Source organism: Aurantiacibacter xanthus (assembly GCF_003584015.1).
Lineage (GTDB): Bacteria > Pseudomonadota > Alphaproteobacteria > Sphingomonadales > Sphingomonadaceae > Alteraurantiacibacter > Alteraurantiacibacter xanthus.
The window spans coordinates 12,889-30,500 of sequence record NZ_QXFM01000135.1 but is presented as its reverse complement, the minus strand read 5'-3'; the positions used below and the strand labels follow the sequence as shown (position 1 = coordinate 30,500).

Annotated in this window: 13 protein-coding genes; 5 read left to right on the top strand and 8 right to left on the bottom strand. The window is 65.6% G+C overall.

Going from position 1 to position 17,612, the window contains the following annotated elements:
* Window positions 1–117 precede the first annotated feature (117 nt).
* The 4 genes from D2V17_RS16955 to D2V17_RS16940 all read right to left on the bottom strand — a co-directional run bounded on the left by D2V17_RS16955 (window position 118) and on the right by D2V17_RS16940 (window position 4,989).
* Complete coding sequence (locus tag D2V17_RS16955; protein ID WP_119594163.1) at window positions 118–2,328, bottom strand: xanthine dehydrogenase family protein molybdopterin-binding subunit; 2,211 nt, start codon at window positions 2,326–2,328, stop codon at window positions 118–120.
* On the bottom strand, window positions 2,321–2,794 hold the full coding sequence (locus tag D2V17_RS16950; RefSeq protein WP_119594161.1) for a (2Fe-2S)-binding protein: 474 nt from the start codon (window positions 2,792–2,794) through the stop codon (window positions 2,321–2,323). The genes D2V17_RS16955 and D2V17_RS16950 overlap by 8 nt, the downstream gene beginning before the upstream one ends.
* Before the next feature lie 184 nt (window positions 2,795–2,978).
* Window positions 2,979–4,151: a DUF819 family protein gene (locus D2V17_RS16945; RefSeq protein WP_220474148.1), complete on the bottom strand. Its 1,173-nt coding sequence runs from the start codon at window positions 4,149–4,151 to the stop codon at window positions 2,979–2,981.
* Between the two features lie 172 nt (window positions 4,152–4,323).
* Entirely contained in the window at window positions 4,324–4,989 is a 666-nt protein-coding gene (locus D2V17_RS16940; protein ID WP_191229257.1) for a TetR/AcrR family transcriptional regulator, read from the bottom strand.
* Window positions 4,990–5,382: 393 nt separating this feature from the next.
* Here D2V17_RS16940 and D2V17_RS16935 point away from each other — a divergent pair, with 393 nt between their 5' ends.
* Window positions 5,383–6,933 carry a carboxylesterase/lipase family protein gene (locus D2V17_RS16935; protein WP_191229256.1) on the top strand — a complete coding sequence of 517 codons (1,551 nt, stop codon included), beginning with the start codon at window positions 5,383–5,385 and terminating at the stop codon, window positions 6,931–6,933.
* Between the two features lie 51 nt (window positions 6,934–6,984).
* Complete coding sequence (locus D2V17_RS16930; RefSeq protein ID WP_119594153.1) at window positions 6,985–9,669, top strand: TonB-dependent receptor plug domain-containing protein; 2,685 nt, start codon at window positions 6,985–6,987, stop codon at window positions 9,667–9,669.
* 109 nt (window positions 9,670–9,778) lie between these two features.
* Here the strand turns inward: D2V17_RS16930 and D2V17_RS16925 are convergent, their stop codons facing one another.
* Window positions 9,779–10,567, bottom strand: a complete 789-nt coding sequence (locus tag D2V17_RS16925; protein ID WP_119594151.1) for an SDR family oxidoreductase — start codon at window positions 10,565–10,567, stop codon at window positions 9,779–9,781.
* A gap of 262 nt (window positions 10,568–10,829) precedes the next feature.
* Here D2V17_RS16925 and D2V17_RS16920 point away from each other — a divergent pair, with 262 nt between their 5' ends.
* Both D2V17_RS16920 and D2V17_RS16915 read left to right on the top strand, forming a co-directional pair.
* Window positions 10,830–11,363, top strand: coding sequence for a nuclear transport factor 2 family protein (locus D2V17_RS16920; RefSeq protein WP_191229255.1), 534 nt, complete (start codon window positions 10,830–10,832; stop codon window positions 11,361–11,363).
* A gap of 53 nt (window positions 11,364–11,416) precedes the next feature.
* The gene (locus tag D2V17_RS16915; RefSeq protein WP_191229254.1) at window positions 11,417–11,890 is read left to right on the top strand and encodes a DUF3237 family protein; all 474 of its coding nucleotides are present in this window, start codon (window positions 11,417–11,419) and stop codon (window positions 11,888–11,890) included.
* 102 nt (window positions 11,891–11,992) lie between these two features.
* On the opposite strand, the gene D2V17_RS16910 is transcribed toward D2V17_RS16915, so the two are convergent.
* Genes D2V17_RS16910 through D2V17_RS16905 form a run of 3 tightly spaced genes read right to left on the bottom strand, consistent with a single transcriptional unit; the run spans window position 11,993 to window position 15,993 of the window.
* Window positions 11,993–14,215: a malate synthase G gene (locus D2V17_RS16910; protein WP_119594145.1), complete on the bottom strand. Its 2,223-nt coding sequence runs from the start codon at window positions 14,213–14,215 to the stop codon at window positions 11,993–11,995.
* Complete coding sequence (locus D2V17_RS21445; protein ID WP_191229253.1) at window positions 14,212–14,367, bottom strand: hypothetical protein; 156 nt, start codon at window positions 14,365–14,367, stop codon at window positions 14,212–14,214. Before D2V17_RS21445 ends, D2V17_RS16910 begins: the two co-directional genes overlap by 4 nt.
* Window positions 14,368–14,400: 33 nt before the next feature.
* On the bottom strand, window positions 14,401–15,993 hold the full coding sequence (locus D2V17_RS16905) for an isocitrate lyase (RefSeq protein ID WP_119594143.1): 1,593 nt from the start codon (window positions 15,991–15,993) through the stop codon (window positions 14,401–14,403).
* Between the two features lie 144 nt (window positions 15,994–16,137).
* On the opposite strand from D2V17_RS16905, the gene D2V17_RS16900 reads away from it, so the two are divergent.
* Window positions 16,138–17,538 carry a helix-turn-helix domain-containing protein gene (locus tag D2V17_RS16900; RefSeq protein WP_119594141.1) on the top strand — a complete coding sequence of 467 codons (1,401 nt, stop codon included), beginning with the start codon at window positions 16,138–16,140 and terminating at the stop codon, window positions 17,536–17,538.
* Window positions 17,539–17,612: the final 74 nt, after the last annotated feature.

Below are 17,612 nucleotides of genomic sequence, written 5' to 3'. Positions count from 1 at the left end.
GGCTTTGGGCGTCGATGCTATGGCATCCCACTCCAGGCCAGGAAAGCCTGGCCCCGCATCAAGCGCGGGGTGACGGATCGGGGCGGGGTCAGGAACCTGAGTCCTGACCCGTCACCCTCAGGCAAACAGGCTCGTATCGATCGGCAGGCTGCGCACGCGCTTGCCGGTGAGGGCAAACAGCGCGTTGGTCAGCGCCGGGATCACCGGCGGCAGGGCCGGTTCGCCAAGCCCGGTCGGCGCATGGTCCGACTTCACCCACTCGATGTGGATCTGCGGTGTCATCGGCATGCGCGGCAGCGGGTAGTTGTGGAAGTTCGACTGCTTCGCCGCGCCGCCCTCGATCTCGACCGCGAGCTGCATGGCCTGACCGATGCCGTCGATGATCGAGCCCTGCACCTGATTGAGCGCGCCGAACGGGTTGATGATCTGGTTGCCGACATCGCCCGCACACCAGACATTGTGCACCTGGACCTGCTTGCGGTCGGACAGCGACACCTCGACCACCTCGGCGAAATAGCCCTGGTGGCTCCAGTAATAGCCGAAGCCAAGCGCGTGCCCGTCAGCCACCGGCTTGCCCCATTCGGCCATGTCCATGACCTTGCGCGTGACTGCGCGCAGGCGGTCGGGGTTGAAGCCGGGGGTGGGGCCGGTGAAGCCCATGGTGGTCGGTTCGGTCTCGGCGCCCTCCACGATCTCCATCAGCAGCGTCGGCAGATCCTTGCCCGTTTCGTGGGCCACCTCGTCGAGGAAGCTCTGCGTGACGAAGGCCAGCGCGTTGCTGTTGGGCGCGCGCAGGGCACCCATCGGGATCGCGGTCCGCAGCATGTCCTGCTCAAGCAGCAGGTTGTCCATCAGCTTGGCGGGGAAGGTGTCGGGCGCCATCAGCGCCGGATTGAACGGGCTGTCGCCCAGATCGAAGGTGACGAAGTGGTCCTTCAGGCCCGTCATCTTGCCGTCGGCGTCGAGCGAGGCGGTCAGGCGGTGCCAGCCGGCGGGGCGATAGAAGTCGCTCCGCACGTCGTCCTCGCGGCTCCAGATCAGCTGCACCGGGGTGCCGGGCATTTCCTTGGCGATGGCCGCGACCTGCACCATGTAGTCGTTGTTCAGACGCCGCCCGAAGCCGCCGCCCATGCGGGTGATGTGGACGATCACCTTCTCCGGCGGCACTCCGAGATACTCCGCTACGGAGGCAAGGCCGCCCTGCGGAGTCTGCGAGGGAGCCCACATCTCCATCACGCCGTCTTCACGCATCAGCGCGGTGCAGTTCATCGGCTCCATCGCCGCGTGGGCGAGGAACGGATAGGCATAGTCGGCCGTGACGACCTTGGCCGCCGAGGCGAGCGCTGCGGCCATGTCGCCGCGTTCGCCGAACACCTGGGCCGCCTTGCCGCCGTCCATCAGCTCCTTGGCCCGCGCGGCATAGCCTGCGGTGGAGTGGCTGGCCCATTCGCCGTTGTCCCACTCGGGCTTCAATACGCTGCGGGCGCGGTTGGCGAGCCACCAGTTGGAGGCGACCACGGCCACGCCGTCGACCAGCTCGTCGGCCTTGCCGTTGCCGCGCACGATGAAGGCGTCGATCACGCCGGGCTGGGCCTTGGCGGCCTCGACATCGGCGCCCTTGAGCGAGGCACCGAACACGGGCGAGCGCTCGTAGGCGGCATAGACCATACCGGGCAGCTGCGTATCGACACCGAAGATCGGCTCACCGCGCACGATCTTCGGGCTGTCGATCCCGCCGATGGCGCGACCGATGATGCGGAAATCGGCCTGATCCTTGAGCGTCAGGCTCTCGGGATCGGGCACCGGCATGGTGGCAGCGAGACTGGCCAGTTCGCCATAGGTCGCCGAGCGGCCCGAGGCTTTCTCGACCACCTTGCCCGGCTCGGTGCCGAGCGAAGCGACGGGGACACCCCACTTCTGCGCCGCGGCGGCGATCAGCATCGCGCGCGCCGTGGCGCCGGTCTGGCGCATCGGCATCCAGTTCATCGGAGTCGAGAACGAGCCGCCTGCCAGCTGAGGGCCGTATTTGGCCATGTTGGTATCGGCCATCTCGATTCTGACCAGATCCCAGTCGGCATCGAGTTCCTCGGCCACGATCATCGGCAGCGAGGTCTTGATGCCCTGACCGATCTCCGGGTTCTTGCCGATGATGGTGATCGTGTTGTCGGGCGCGATGGTGACGAAGGCCGTCAGCTCGGCCGGAGCCGCCGCCTCGGCGCCAACGGCGCGGGCGACCATCGGCATGGTGGCGCTCAGCGCAAAGCCGCCGCCGGCCAGCGCCGAAACCTTGAGCAGGGTGCGGCGCGAAAGGGTGGTTGCCTCAGACATTGACCGTGTCCTCCTTGCGCGAGACCTGCGCGATGGCGGTCTTGATCCGGGTGTAGCAGGCGCAGCGGCAGATGTTGCCCTGCATGGCCGCGTCGATCTCGGCATCCGAGGGGGTGGCGTTCTTGTTGAGCAGCGCGGTGGCGCTCATCAGCTGTCCGGCCTGGCAATAGCCGCACTGCATCACGTCCTCATCGAGCCACGCCTGTTGCAGCGCCTGTCCGACCTCGGACTGCGCGAGGTGTTCGATGGTGGAGACTTTCTTGTCGCCAATAGCCGAAAGCGGCAGCGAGCACGAGCGCACGGCCTGCCCGTCGAGGTGGACGGTGCAGGCACCGCACATGCCGATGCCGCAGCCGAACTTGGTGCCGACCATGCCCAGTTCCTGGCGCAGCGCCCAGAGCAGGGGCATCTCGCCCGGCGCGTCGATCTCGCGCGTTTCGTTGTTGATGGTGACCGTGATGGCCATGTCGCTATTCTCCCGCATTCATGAGCGCCCGGGGCAGGCACAGTGATCCGCTTAGCAGCCTATCGGTTTTGTGCTTTCAAGCCAATGACAAAGGACGATGCGCGCGCTGTCTCGCGAGCCCTGAAGCGGACGCGCTGGAATTGGCCTGCGGGATTGTGAGCTGGCGGGAGCGGTCTGCTGGCGCTCAGGAGAGCAGGTGGAAGCAGGCAATTGCGGCGAAATTGCCGAGCATGATGCCAGCCAGTCCGCACAGGATCGACGGCATGACGAGGTCTTCACGCCCCTGCGCCGCAGCGACGGCGGCAGCCGAGGGCGGGCCGCCGACTCCGCACAGCGAGGCGAGGAACAGCTGGTGCGGATCGGCGCGCAGAATGCGTCCGCCGATCAGCAGCACCACCAGATGGATGACCAGTGCCAGCGTCGCAAACAGCGCGACCTGCAGCGCCTGCTCGCCCATGCTGAACACGTCGATCTGGGCGGCGATGGCGCTGACGAACAGGAACATGAGGACAAGGCCGAGTTCACGGTCGCCGCTGACAAGTCGGCGGATCCCCTTGAACAGGTTGGGCACTGCAATCGCCACCACGGTGATCGCGAGGATCGTCAGGTGGCCAAGGCCGAGTGCGCGCATCACCCAGTCCACCGCAACGAAGATGCCGATGCCATAGAGCAGCGCGATCAGCATCCCCATTGGCGGGCGCGGCGGGGCCTGTTCTTCGACCGGTTCGGCTTCGGCGACGGAGGGCGCAGCGGCGGCGAGGCTGGAGCCGGGGGCGGCGCGCAGGAACCGTCCAAGCGCCTCGCTGCGCATCAGATAGGTGGCCGCGCCGAGATAGGCGGGCAGGACAAAGGCACAGCCCGCAATCGCGGCGGTGAGGAAGGTTGGGTCCATCTGCACGGCCTGCGCGGTGGCCACCACATTCACCGTGCTTCCGGTAAGATAGGCGACCAGAACCGCCGCCACATCGGCCCCGTGTACGCCCACATCGACGGTCATGAAGGCGATGCCGATGCCGATGTAGCTGGCGAGCAGGCCGACGAAGAACAGGCCGAGCATGCTGCCCGAGCGGCGGACGATTTCGCCGATGTCGGCGCGCAGCAGCAGCAGCGCAACGCCGACCGGCACGCTGAACTGGTAAATCGCATCGTATTCGGGCGCGGACGAGGGGATGACCCCCAGATTGGCGAGCGCACAGGGGATGATGATCACCGTGACCGGGCCGGGCAGATATTTCTTCAGCCGGCTCCGTTCCAGCGCCAGCGTGAGCGCGATGATGGCCAGAAAGACCCAGATGATCGGAAAGATCGCGCCTGCCGGGATGAGTGGCGCGCTCACATGGCCCTCGCTTGCGGACATGGCCCGGCACATGCGGCTTCCGATTCAGGCCTGCCCCCTGCGGCAGAACGAAGCAATCCGATCATTTCGACAACCCTCCCAAGGTCATTCAAGTAATCGTTTACTTACCATCCTCGAGCTTGGCAACCGGTCTCCGTCGGCGAAATGACGAAAGAGCGGGGCGGGAGGTGCCTTACTCGTCTCGCGTGGGTTGCAGCAGGAGCCGCCCGACCTTCTTCAGCGCCTTGCGGTAACGCGCCTGGAATTCCTCGCTTTCGGGGTCTTCGTTAAGCGCGATGCTGACCGACTGGGGGAAGCTCATCGGGTAAATCGCCAGCGCGACGAGGATCAGATAAAGCACTTCGGGCTCGATCTCGGACGAGGCTTCGCCGCGTTCCTGCGCCTCGCGAATCGTGTCGACCCGGCGTTGCAGGGCGGCCCTGCGGCCCTCGACATCGGTCACGTCGCGGCTCGGCGGGCGGTCGGCGCCGACAGCGGTCGCTTCGAGCGCTTCCCATTCGAGCAGGCGCACCCGGTGGCGGTCGGAGGCATAGCCGTCGAACAGGAACAGCAGGAAATCGTCGATCCGCTCGGGCAGCGTGCCCATCTGTTCCTGGCGGCTGAGGAAGATCTCCGAAAGAACCGCTTCGAGCAGGCCGAGCTTGTTGCCGAAATGATGGTAGATCATGCGGACGTTGACGTCGGCGGCGGCGGTGATGCGCTCGATCCGCGCGCCCGAAAAACCGTTCGCGGAAAACTCCTCGTAGGCGGCCTTGAGCAGTCGTTGCCGGCTATCGGGCCCCGCCGCGCCAGTCTCGCTCTTTTGGTCGGCTTGCGCCTTTTTCGTCTGACGTTTCACGGTATCACTGTCGTCCTTGATGGAACCCGGGCCAATCGGGGGGGCGCTTTGGCAGCGCATCCCGTCGGCGCGACCTGGCATTCCTGCCAACTTCCCCATGCGCCGATGGAGGTCAACCCCGCTCCGCGCTCATCCCCGCCAATTGCGCCGTGCGCGGTACGAGCGGGGAAGGCCGACGCCTCCCGGCCGGAGCATGCAGCGCACTCTTGACGAATCGATACGTCAATGTAAGCATTTACTTACTGTCTCGTCTTGGGCGCTTGTCAGGGCGGGGGAGAAGAGGGTGCTGCTTGTCCAAATATGGTAAGTAAGTACTTATTGCGAATGCCGGTGAAGAGTGCTGTCGACCCGCTGCGAAGGCTGCTCCAGGCAAGCGGAAGAGGAGAACAGAGGATGACAAAGGGCTTCGCGATTGCCCTGATGCTGTGCGGATTTGCCAGCCCGGCGATTGCCCGGATCGATCGTCCCGTGGCGGTTGACGGCGGCGAGGTGGTTGGCGTGGCGGCGGGGGGCCTTGTCGAGTTCAAGGGCATTCCCTTCGCGCGCCCGCCGGTCGATGCACTGCGATGGCAGCCTCCGCAGCCGGTCGAGCGCTGGCAAGGCGTCTTGCGGGCCGACCGTTTCGCTCCTGCCTGCCCGCAGCTCGGCGGTGGGGCCATGGCGGGCGACAGCGCCGTGCTTCCCGAGCGCGAGAACGAGGATTGCCTCTACCTCAATGTCTGGACCGCAGCGGACAGCGCGGAGGAGAAGCGGCCGGTCATGGTCTGGATCTACGGCGGGGGCTATCGCGCCGGGGCCACCGATCTGCCCCAGTATGACGGGGCGGCGCTGGCCGGGAAGGGCGTGGTCTTCGTCAGCATCGCCTATCGCGTGGGCGTGCTCGGCTTTCTGGCGCATCCGGGGCTGTCGGCAGAATCGCCGCGGCATGTCTCGGGCAACTATGGCTTGCAGGACCAGATTGCCGCGCTCGACTGGATCAGGCGGAACATCGCCTCGTTCGGCGGCGATCCTGAGCGGATCACGATCTTCGGCCAGTCGGCGGGGTCGATGTCGACCAGCTATCTCTCGGCCTCGCCGCTCGCCACGGGCAAGTTTCACCGGCTGATCGGCGAGACGGGGGCGGGCTTCGGCCTGCTCACCCCGCGTCCGCTGGCGCAGGCGGAGGCGGAAGGGCTGAACTTTGCCCGCAAGGTCGGCGCCGAGGGCGTGGACGATCTGCGCTCGCTCCCGGCAGCCACGCTGGTGCGAGCGGCGGGGCCTGCCTCGGGCAGCTTCGAGCCCAATCGCGACGGCTGGCTCGTGCCTGCGACGCTTGCCGAGATCTACCGCAACGGCGCGCAGAACGATGTCGATATGCTGATCGGCTCCAACGCCGACGAGGCGGGCGAAGATCCCGCGATGACGCTGGCCGCCTATCGCGACCGTCTGCAATCGACCTATGGCCGCGATGCCGAGGCGCTGCTGCGGCTGCACCCGGCCACCAGCGATGCCGAGGCGCGCGCCAGCCATCGCCAGCTCTCCACCATCACGCTGGGCGACTACACGATGTACAGCTGGGCGCGGGCGCAGGCGCGCACCGGCACCGCGCCGCTATACGTCTATCGCTTCATCCAGAACCCGCCGATCCCGAAATCCGAACGGCCCGGTGGCCCGGACGCGGCTTCTCCGGGGGCCTGGCACGGGGCGGAGATTGCCTACGCGCTGGGCAATCTCGACAGCAAGGCCTGGCCCTGGTCTGCCGCCGACCGCCGGCTGTCTGACCAGATGATGGCATACTGGGTGAACTTCGCGGCGAACGGCACCCCCAACGGGCCGGGCCTGCCCCACTGGCCGACCTATCACGAGGCTCCCGACAAGGTGATGCAACTGGGCGGTGAGGTCGGCGCAACAGCGCGGCTGTTCCTGCCCACGATGGAAATTCTGGACCGGCATCTGGGTCGCTGAAGGCGGGGCGTGCCGGCGCTTTGAAAACACAACAGGTGAGAGGGAAATACCATGAGACATGCCAGCTATAGTTCATTGATGTCGCGCCGCTGCCGCAGCGCATTGCTCGCAGGCGTGGCGGCGGCCTTGCTGCCGTGGGGCGCGGCCAGCGCGCAAAGCGCGGACGAAGGCGCGCAACAGGCCGGGGATGGCGAGGTCATCGTCGTCACCGGCAGCCGTATTCGCGGGGTGGCACCGGTCGGGTCCAACCTCATCCAGATGGGGGCCGCCGACATTGCCAAATCGGGCTCCACCACCGTTTCGGATGTGCTGCGGCAGGTGCCACAGGTCACTTCGCTGAGCATCAATGCCGAAGGCGCGACCGGGGCGGGGGCGAGCAGCAATATCACCCGCGCCACCGGGCCGAACCTGCGCGGGCTTGGCTCCACCGCAACGCTGGTGGTGTTCGATGGCCTGCGCGTGCCGGTCTCGGGCACGCAGGGCAATTTCGTCGATCCCTCGTTCGTTCCCTCGCTGGCCCTGCAACGCATCGAAGTGATCGCTGACGGGGCCTCGGCGATTTACGGGTCGGATGCGGTGGCGGGTGTCATCAACCTCATTCCGCGCAAGAATTATGAAGGCGTTGAGGTGAGCGGCCGGGCAGGCTTTGCCGATGCCTATTCCGAGTATCAGATCGGCGGCCTTGCCGGCACCTCGTGGGGCAGCGGCAATATCGTCATCGCCGCCGACTATGTGCGTAACGACGCCCTGCTCGGGACCGACCGCGATTTCGTCTCGTCGGACCGGCGGCATGGGGGCGGCGCGGACGGGCGCTCGGTCGCCTGTCAGCGCTCCACGATCAGCAGCGGCGGTGTCACCTATGCCGTGCCCGACAGCGCCACCGGGGTGCTCGACTTCAATGACCTTGCGGCGGGCACGGTCAACCGCTGCGATCTGGTCAAGCCGAGCTTCCTGATCCCGCAGCAGGAGCGGGTCAGCGTCTACGGCAGCCTGCAGCAGAGCCTTGGCGAGGTGTTCAGCGTGTTCGCGCAGGGCTTTTACACCCGGCGCGAATTTTCGGGGCCCTGGACCCTTTCGGCGGTCAACAACGTCGTGGTGCCGACCAGCAACGCGTTCTACCCCACCAATGCCCCGGCCACGCCGATTTCGATCAGCACGAACTTTGCCGATGCCAGCGGTGAGCGGAACACGCAGGGGCTGTCGAAAAGCTATCTGATCAATGGCGGGCTGCGCGCCAGCCTCAAGGCCTGGGAAGTGACCCTCGCGGGATCCTATGGCGAGAGCTACGACGAGGAAAAGCGCGATCCCACGCTGAGTGCCTCGGCGCTGTCCGCTCTGCTGGCCAATTCCGATCCCGCCACCGCGATCAACCCTTTCGGCACCACGCCGTTCGATCCGGCCCTGGCCGATGCGGTCTATGTCGATACCTTCAACCCCACGGCCACGAACCGCCTGAAGTCGGTCGCGCTCGACGCCAATGGCCCGCTGTTCAGCCTGCCGGGCGGGGAAGTGCGCATGGCGCTGGGGGCCGAGTATCGGCAGGAGCGCCAGTTCGGCGCCTTCACCTTCGGCCGCGTCACCGCGCCGATCAGCCTGCCGACAGATATCGATCGCGACGTGAAGGCCATCTTCACCGAGGTGTTCATTCCGATTGTCGGGGACGACAACGCCAGTCCGGGGCTGGCGCGCCTCGATCTGGTCGCGGCGGTGCGGCATGAGGACTACAGCGACTTCGGCTCGACCACCAATCCGAAGATCGGCCTCAACTACAGCCCGATGGACGGGGTGGTTCTGCGCGGCAGCTATGGCACCTCGTTCCGCGCGCCGGGCCTTGCCGAAGTGAACGCGAATTCGAGCGGGGCGGGCATTCGCACCCAGTCGCTCAATGTGCCGGGCAACCCGGTGCCGCGCACCTTTGCCGTGCTGGCGGCGGGCAACCCCGATCTCCAGCCGGAAACCGCGACCACCTGGTCCGCCGGAATCGACATCACCCCGACCGACGTGCCCGCACTCCGGCTCAGCGCGACCTATTTCGACGTGAAATACGAAGCGCAGGTGCTCGACGTTTACACGATCCTGCCGCAGGTTCTGGCCGAGCCGCAGAACTTTGCCGACATCCTCACCTTCAACGACGGCAGCGCGAACTGGCAGGATGCCGTCACCTGGCTGAGCGGCACACAGTATTATGATCCCGGCTCGATCAACTTTGCCCAGCTCGATGGCATTATCGATGCCCGCAAGGCCAATCTCGGCAACACGCTGGCCAACGGCATGGACTTCGAACTGGGCTACAGCTTCGCGGCGGGGCAGAACGACTTCAGCCTCGCGGCCAATGCGACCGTGTTCTTCAGCTACAGGAACTCGACCGGCTCGGGCCAGCTGATCGACCGGCTGGGTACCTACGGCTATCCCAACGATTTCCGCGCGCGGGCCATGTTCGGCTGGGATCGCGGCCCGATCGCGACCCGCACAACGGTCAACTATCTCGGGGCCTACCAGAACATGACCAGCAATCTGGTGCGCGACGTATCGAGCTATCTGACCGTCGACGTCGACCTCAGCTACAGCTTCGGTGACGGCACGGGCAGTGTTGCCGACGGGGTGAGGCTGGGCGTGAATATCCGCAACCTGTTCGACCGCGATCAGCCCTTCGTCGATGCCGGGCTGGGCTACGATCCCTCCTCGGCGAGCGCGCTGGGGCGGGTGGTCAGCTTCTCGCTGGCCAAGGCCTTCTAGGTCAGGCACTCAGGCCGTCATCGGTGTTCGCGCCGATGACGGCCTTTCTTGGTGAAGAGCCGCAGCTGCCTTCAGGTGGGCAGCTGCGGCTCTTGTCGTTTCGTCTGCCTCAGAAGACCGAGGTTGTTGCGCCGCCGTCGATCACCAGGCTTTGCCCCGTGATGTAGTTGGCCTGCTCGCTGCAGAACATTGCGACGAAGGCGCCGACATCGTCGCAATCGCCGAAGCGTTCGGCCGCGATGCGCCAGTCCTGCGCGAACTCTTGCACCACCTCGTCGTAGGTCTTGCCCGCCGCTACCGCGCGTTCGCCAAACTGTTTCTCCACGAAGGCGGAGTGGTGCATGCCGGGCAGCAGGTTGTTGATGACGACATTGTGCTTCGCCACCACCTTGGAAATCGCCACCGTGTAGTTGGCGAGCGCCGCCCGCGTGCTGCCCGAAAGCAGGCGGATTTCGGCCGGATACTTGGCGGCGACCGTGGCGATGTTGACGATCCGCCCCCACTTGCGCTCGACCATTCCATCGAGCACCTCGCGCATGAAGCGGATCGGCGACAGCAGCGAAATGTCGATCGCCGAGCGCCATTGCTCGTCGGTCACGTCGCGATAGTCTGGCGTCATCGGCGGGGGCGCGCAGGTGCCCACCAGAATATCGGGATCGGGGCAGGCGGCGAGAATGCGCTGGCGGCCTTCGTCGCTGCTGTGATCGGCGCAGACCGGCGTCACGCTCGCGCCGGTCTCGCGGGCGATTTCCTCGCAGGCGGCAACAAGCCGATCCTCGGTGCGCGCGGTCACGAAGATGTCTGCCCCTTCGCGCGCCAGAGCGAGCGCCGCGCTGCGGCCCATGCCCGCACTGCCCCCATTGATAAGCGCCTTCCGGCCTCGAATTCCTATGTCCACCTGTGCTCTCCTTTCTGCAATCCAGGCAGGCGGCCAGCCACCGTCATTCCCTCGCGGATTGTGCTGGCAATCGCCTTGTCGGCTGAGGCGGTCATGCCACTTTGATAGCGGGTAATAAAGTACTTACTTTCTTAATCTGGCTTGGTTATGAGGAAGAGGAATCATGGTCTCCCGATGGCTGTGGTCGGCCTCCGCCAGAAAGGGCGGCGGCGGCCGGAGAGGCCGTCGGAATTGAATGCGAACAGCTGAAAGGGAAGCGAAAATGCGCGAACTGGAAACCACCAGGATCAACGGAGTTGCCATCATCGACCGGCTGCAAATCCTCGATGAGGTGAACCGCTATGCCTGGGCCTGGGATAGCGGCGATATCGAGGAGTACCTCGATTGCTATGCCGAGGATGGCGCGCTTGAGCATCCGACCAAGGACGGCAAGCCCGGCTACCACACCGGGCGCGATGCGGTGCGCGCGGCGATTCTGGCCAATATGGAGGCCCGCCCCACCAATGCCTACGGGCTACAACACCATTTCGGTTCGCCACGGCTCGAACCCGATGGCGACGATGTGATCGTCAACGCCTATTGCGCGGTGCTGCGGCACGAGTTCCACCGGACTTACTGGCCCAGCGGCCCGAGCTTCCGGATCGGCACCTGGCATTGCCGCTATACCCGCACCGCCGCGGGATGGCGCATCAAGGTGCTTTCGGTGAAGATGTGGACCGACACCGCCTTCAATTCCGGTATTGCCATTCAGGATCGCAAGCCCGGCATGGTGGGCACGGGCACGCCGTTCGGCTGACCCGGCCTGCTCCGGCACCTGAGACTGCAACTTGAAAGATGGGAATTTCCAAATTGGCCGCCACACCTTCACTTGAACATGCCTTCAGCGTACGCCTGCGCTTCCCCGAGGGGCCGCGCACGCGCTTCCAGCCCGCCTTTTCGCAGTTTACCCGAGGCTTTGTCTCGGTTGCGGGGGGTGATGTCTACGGACCGCAGCTGAACGGCATCGTGGTTCCGAACTCGGGCGGCGACTGGCCGATGATGTGGGCGAGCGGGCTGATCGATTTCGAGGCCCACTACATGCTCGAAACCGATGATGGCACGCCGATCTATGTCCACAACCGGGGCATCGCCTATTCGTCGCCGGAAACGCTGCGCAAGATCGAAGCGGGCGAGCCGGTGGCACCGGAGGATACCTATCTGCGCATCACGCCGCGTTTCGAGGTGCCGGCGGGCAAGCATGCGTGGCTCGGGCGTACGATCTTCGTAGGCACGGCCGAGCGGCAGGGCAACGAGACGCAGTTCGAATACTACGCCGTGCGCTAGGCGGCGGGCCGCCCGATTGCCATGCAAGGTCCGGCGGCGGGCGCGCCTTTGCCGCTCAGGCAGCGCACAGCGGCCATCTGCCGGACCTCTGCGATTGGCCTGCTAGCCAAAGGGCAGGTTTTGCTCAAAGGCCGTCGCCATTCGGGGTGAACCGGTGGCGCCGAACTGACGGTCCTGCTCCGGTCTTTTCGCTTGCGCGCGCGCCTGATGCAGAACCGGCTCGGTGTAGCCCGAAGGCTGGCACGTGCCTGTGAAAATCAGGTCGCTGGCTGCGGTGAGGGCGATGGAGCGCGGCCCATCCCGCACCATCGGGACATAGTCCGCGCTGCCGGCATTCTGGGCATCCACCCTGGCCGCCATGCGTTGCAGCGCCTCGTCGACCATGGAGCGGTCAACCACGCCGTGGAGAAGCCAGTTGGCAATATGCTGGCTGGAAATGCGCAGCGTGGCCCGATCCTCCATCAGCCCGATGTCGTTGATGTCGGGCACCTTGGAGCACCCGATCCCGGCATCGATCCAGCGCACCATATAGCCGAGAATGCCCTGCACGTTGTTGTCGAGCTCGGCCTGAACCTCCTCCGGCGACCACCTGGGGTCTTCCGCCAATGGCACGGTGAGCAACTTCTCGCACGGCACCACCGGTTCAGCGCGGCGTTCCTGCTGGCGCTCGGCAACGTTGCAGCGATGGTAATGCGTGGCGTGCAGCGTGGCCGCAGTGGGGGACGGAACCCAGGCCGTGCTCGCCCCGCTCATGGGGTGCGCGATCTTGTCGGCCAGCATCGCGTGCATGGCATCGGGCGCGGCCCACATCCCCTTGCTGATCTGCGCCCGCCCGGCAAAGCCGCAGGCAAGGCCGATCTGGACATTGCGATCCTCATAGGCGGCGATCCACTCGGCCTGCTTGATGTCTGCCTTGCGCAGCATTGGCCCTGCCAGCATCGAGGTGTGGATCTCGTCGCCCGTACGGTCGAGGAAGCCGGTGTTGATGAAGAACACCCGGTCCTTCACGGCATGAATACACGCGGCAAGGTTGGCGCTGGTGCGCCGTTCCTCGTCCATTACGCCGATCTTGAGCGTGTGGCGAGCGAGCCCGAGCATGTCTTCGACCGCGTCGAACAGGTCGTTGGCGAAAGCGCATTCTTCGGGGCCGTGCATTTTCGGCTTCACGATGTAGATCGCGCCGCTCTCGCTGTTGCGCAGCGGCCCGAGCCCCTTGAGGTCGTGCAGCCCGGCGAGCGCGGTGACGGCGGCATCGAGCACTCCCTCGAACATCTCCGAGCCATCGGCAAGCCGCACGGCGGGCGTGGTCATCAGGTGGCCGACATTGCGGACCAGCAACAGGCTGCGGGTGCGCAACGCGCGCTCTTCCCCGTGAGGATCGCGATAGGTGCGGTCGGGCTCGGCCCTGCGCTCCACTGTGCGATTGCCCTTGGTGAAACTGGCCGTGAGGTCTCCGCGCAGGGCGCCGAGCCAGTTGCGGTATCCGGCAACCTTGTCCTCACCATCAACCGCCGCGACCGAGTCTTCGAGGTCGATGATGGTGGACAGCGCGGATTCGAGGCGAATATCGGCAATGCCGCCGGGGTCGCTGGCGCCGATGGGGTGCGCGCGGTCGATCACCAGTTCGATCAGCAGGCCATTGTTGCGGAGCAGAATGTTGTCTCCTGCCGTGCCCGCGAACTGCTCGTCGTCGGCCAGTTGCGGCGCACTGCCAGTCCAGTCCGACCAGCTGCCGTTCGCCAGCGGAACGCACGCGTCGAGAAAGGCCTTGCCCCAGGCGATGACCTCGGCGCCGCGACCGGGATCATAGCCACCCGCTGATGGCAGCGAGCCGTCGACAGCGTCGGTGCCGTAAAGCGCATCATAGAGGCTGCCCCAGCGCGCGTTGACCGCGTTGAGCACGAAGCGGGCGTTAAGCGCGGGCACGACGAGTTGCGGCCCCGCCAGCGCGGTGATCTCGCGGTCGAGGCCCTGCGTGCCGATGGTGAAGGGGGCCGGCTCCGGCGCCAGATAGCCCATTTCGCGCAGCAGGCGCGGGGGCACTCCGGTTCCGCTCTGGGGGTTCTGCCGGTGCCAGTTGTCAATCGCGGTTTGCAGGTCTTCGCGCCGTTCGAGCAGGGCCCGGTTCCGGGGCGTGAACGCATCTGCGAGGCGCGCGAGGCTGGCCCAGAAGCTGTCGGAATCGATGCTCGTTCCGGGCAGCGCTTCGGTCTCGATGAAGCGGGCAAGAACCGGATCGACGGCCAGTCCCGCGCGACAGACGAAGCTGTCGCGCGGTCCGGTGGTTGCCCCTCGTTCCAATGTGGGTGCAACTGCGGGTGTCATCGGCCGAAGCGTCCCAGCCGGTGGTGGAGGTTCGCCAGCTTGCGGTTCTCGGCGGTGTCCTCGCTGTTGCGGATGGCGATCGCCAGCGCGTTGCGGATCAGACCAAAGTCTTCGGTCGAGAAGACCGGGCGAGCCATTGTTGGGTGTGCCATCTTAACTTCTCCTTCGCTTCGTGAATCGCGGCGTCAGGCCGCAAACTGGTTCATGGTGTTGTGTGCACCGCCTGCCTTCAGCGCCGCTTCTCCGGCAAAGGCCTCCTTGTGGTCGTCCCCGATGTCGGAGCCGGCCATGTTCTGATGCTTCACACAGGCAATGCCCTGGCGGATTTCCTCGCGCTGCACCTGCTTGACGTAGCCGAGCATCCCTTCCTCGCCGAAGTAACGCTTGGCGAGATTGTCCGTGCTGAGCGCTGCCGTGTGGTAGGTCGGCAGGGTGATCAGGTGGTGGAAGATTCCCGCCCGCGCAGCAGCATCGCGCTGGAAGGTGCGGATCTTCTCGTCCGCCTCGATCGCGAGCGCGCTGTCGTCGTAGTCCACGCTCATCAACCGCTCCCGCTCGTATTGCGACAGGTCCTTGCCCTCCGCTTCCCAGGCGTCGAACACCTGCTGGCGGAAGTTCAGCGTCCAGTTGAAGCTGGGCGAGTTGTTGTAGACCAGCTTGGCGTTCGGGCAGACCTCGCGGATGCGGTCGACCATGCCGGCGATCTGTTCGATATGCGGCTTCTCCGTCTCGATCCACAGCAGGTCGGCGCCGTTCTGCAGCGAGGTGATGCAGTCGAGCACGCAGCGGTCCTCGCCGGTTCCGGGGCGGAACTGGTAGAGGTTCGAGGGCAGGCGCTTCGGACGCATCAGCAGGCCGTCGCGGTTGATCAACACGTCGCCCGGCTGGCCAGCACCTTCCACGGTCTCGCAATCGAGGAAGCTGTTGTACTGGTCGCCAAGGTCGCCCGGCTCGCGGCTGAAGGCGATCTGCTTGGTGAGGCCTGCGCCGAGCGAGTCGGTGCGGGCGACGATCACGCCTTCAGGAATGCCCAGTTCGAGGAAGGCATAGCGGACCGCGCGGATCTTCTGCAGGAAGTCCTCGTGCGGAACGGTGACCTTGCCGTCCTGATGGCCGCATTGCTTTTCGTCGGACACCTGATTTTCGATCTGGATGGCGCAGGCTCCGGCCTCGATCATTTTCTTGGCCAGCAGATAGGTCGCCTCGGCATTGCCGAACCCGGCGTCGATATCGGCAATGATCGGCACGATGTGCGTTTCATGGGCGTCGATGGCCTGCTGCGCACGCGCGGCGGCAGCTTCGTCGCCAGCCTTGCGGGCCTTGTCGAGATCGCGGAACAGGCCGCCCAGTTCACGCGCATCGGCTTGGCGCAGGAAGGTGTACAGCTCCTCGATCAGCGCCGGGACGCTGGTCTTCTCGTGCATCGACTGGTCGGGCAGGGGGCCGAACTCGCTGCGCAGCGCGGCGATCATCCAGCCCGAAAGGTAGAGGTAGCGGCCCTTGGTGGTGCCGAAGTGCTTCTTGATCGAGATCATCTTCTGCTGACCGATGAACCCGTGCCAGCAGCCCAGCGACTGCGTGTAGTTGGCCGGATCGAGATCGTAGGCCGCCATGTCGGCGCGCATGATGCGGGCGGTGTGGCGAGCGATGTCGAGCCCGGACTGAAAGCGGTTCTGCACGCGCAGGCGCGCGGCGAACTCCGGGTCGATGCCCTGCCAGTCATCGCCGAGACGGTGCTTGATGCTCGACTGGCGGTGGATTTCTTCAAAATAGCTCATGGAAACGAGATCCTTCGGGTGATTGGCGTGCCTCCTTGTGTCATCCGAAAGTGGGGCCGTCGCGCGCCTCGGTGTAAGGTTGTCAAACTTTACAAGATTTGTATGTAATGTTGTAAATTGCTGCACTGCACAGGGAAGGCGCGCATGGCGGGAAAGACCCTTTATCTTGGCCCCCGGCTCAAGAAGCTGCGCCGCGAGCTTGGCCTTACGCAGTCGAATATGGCCGCCGATCTCGATATCTCGGCGAGCTACATCGCGCTGATGGAGCGCAACCAGCGCCCGGTGACCGCCGAAATGCTGCTCAAACTGGCGACCACCTACCGGATCGACGTGGCCGACCTTGCGGACAAGGACGCCGACGAGACTTCGGCGCGCCTGCATTCGGCCCTGCGCGATCCGTTGTTTTCGGACATTGCCATCGAACCGCTCGATATCGAGGATATCGCCACCAGCTATCCCGGCATGGCCGAAGCCCTGTTGCGGCTGCACACGGCCTTCGGGGAAGAGCAACTGGCGCTCGCGTCACGGCGCGAGGAAGGGCCGGTGCGCGCGGACATTGCCGTAGCCGATCCGGTGGCCGAGGCCCGCGCTTTTCTGGCAGCGCGCCGCAACTGTTTCCCCAGTCTCGATGACAGCGCCGCAGAGGCCTCGCGCAGGCTCACGAGTTTCGACTCGATGAAGGATCATATGGCCGAAGTCTACGGGCTGGAGCTGTGTCTGGCGGATGACGGGCTGCTGCTGGGGAGCGTGCGCTGGTACGATTACCATCGCCGCCGGGTGCATATCTCGGAACGGCTCGACAGCACCGGCAGGCGTTTTCAGGCGGCCTTGCAGATTGCGATCATGGGCCACGGCCCGGCTATCGACAAGCTGATTGCGGAAGGGCGGTTTGCCGATGAGGATGGCGCGCGCCTGGCGCGCCGGGCGTTGCAATCCTATTGGGCTGCCGCGCTGCTCATGCCCTATCGCGCCTTTCGCAAGGCTGCGGCGGAGCTGCGCTACGATGTCGAGGCGCTGGCGGCGCGGTTTTCGGTCAGCTTCGAACAGGCCGCGCATCGTCTCACCACCTTGCAGCGCCCCGGAGAGGAGGGGGTGCCCTTCTTCTTCCTGCGGGTCGACCGGGCGGGCAACGTGTCGAAGCGGCTCGACGGGGCGGGCTTTCCCCTCGCCCGCCATGGCGGGGGGTGCCCCTTGTGGAATATCCACGAGGTCTTCGCCACGCCGGGCAATGTCGATGCCCAGCTGATCGACCTGCCCGATGGCCAGCGCTATGTCTCCATCGCGCGCACGGTCCGCGCCGGGGGTGGCGGCTTTGGCGCGCGCAGCGTGCTGCGCTCGGTGGCGCTCGCCTGCTCGGCCGAGCACCTCGATGCTCTGGTCTATGCGCAGGCCCTCAAGGGAGCCGAGCCGACCCCCATCGGCGTTGCCTGCCGGTTGTGCCACCGGCCGCGCTGCATTGCCCGTTCGGCCCCTCCGATCGGCCGCGAACTCACCCCGAGCCGCTTTCGCGACAGCGGGGTGCCGTTCGATTTTTCACAGGATTAGGGCAATCGATCCCGCGCTGCTGCGCTTCGATCATGACCTTGTTCTCGGCCACCGCCGCCGGCTTGGCAGTGCCA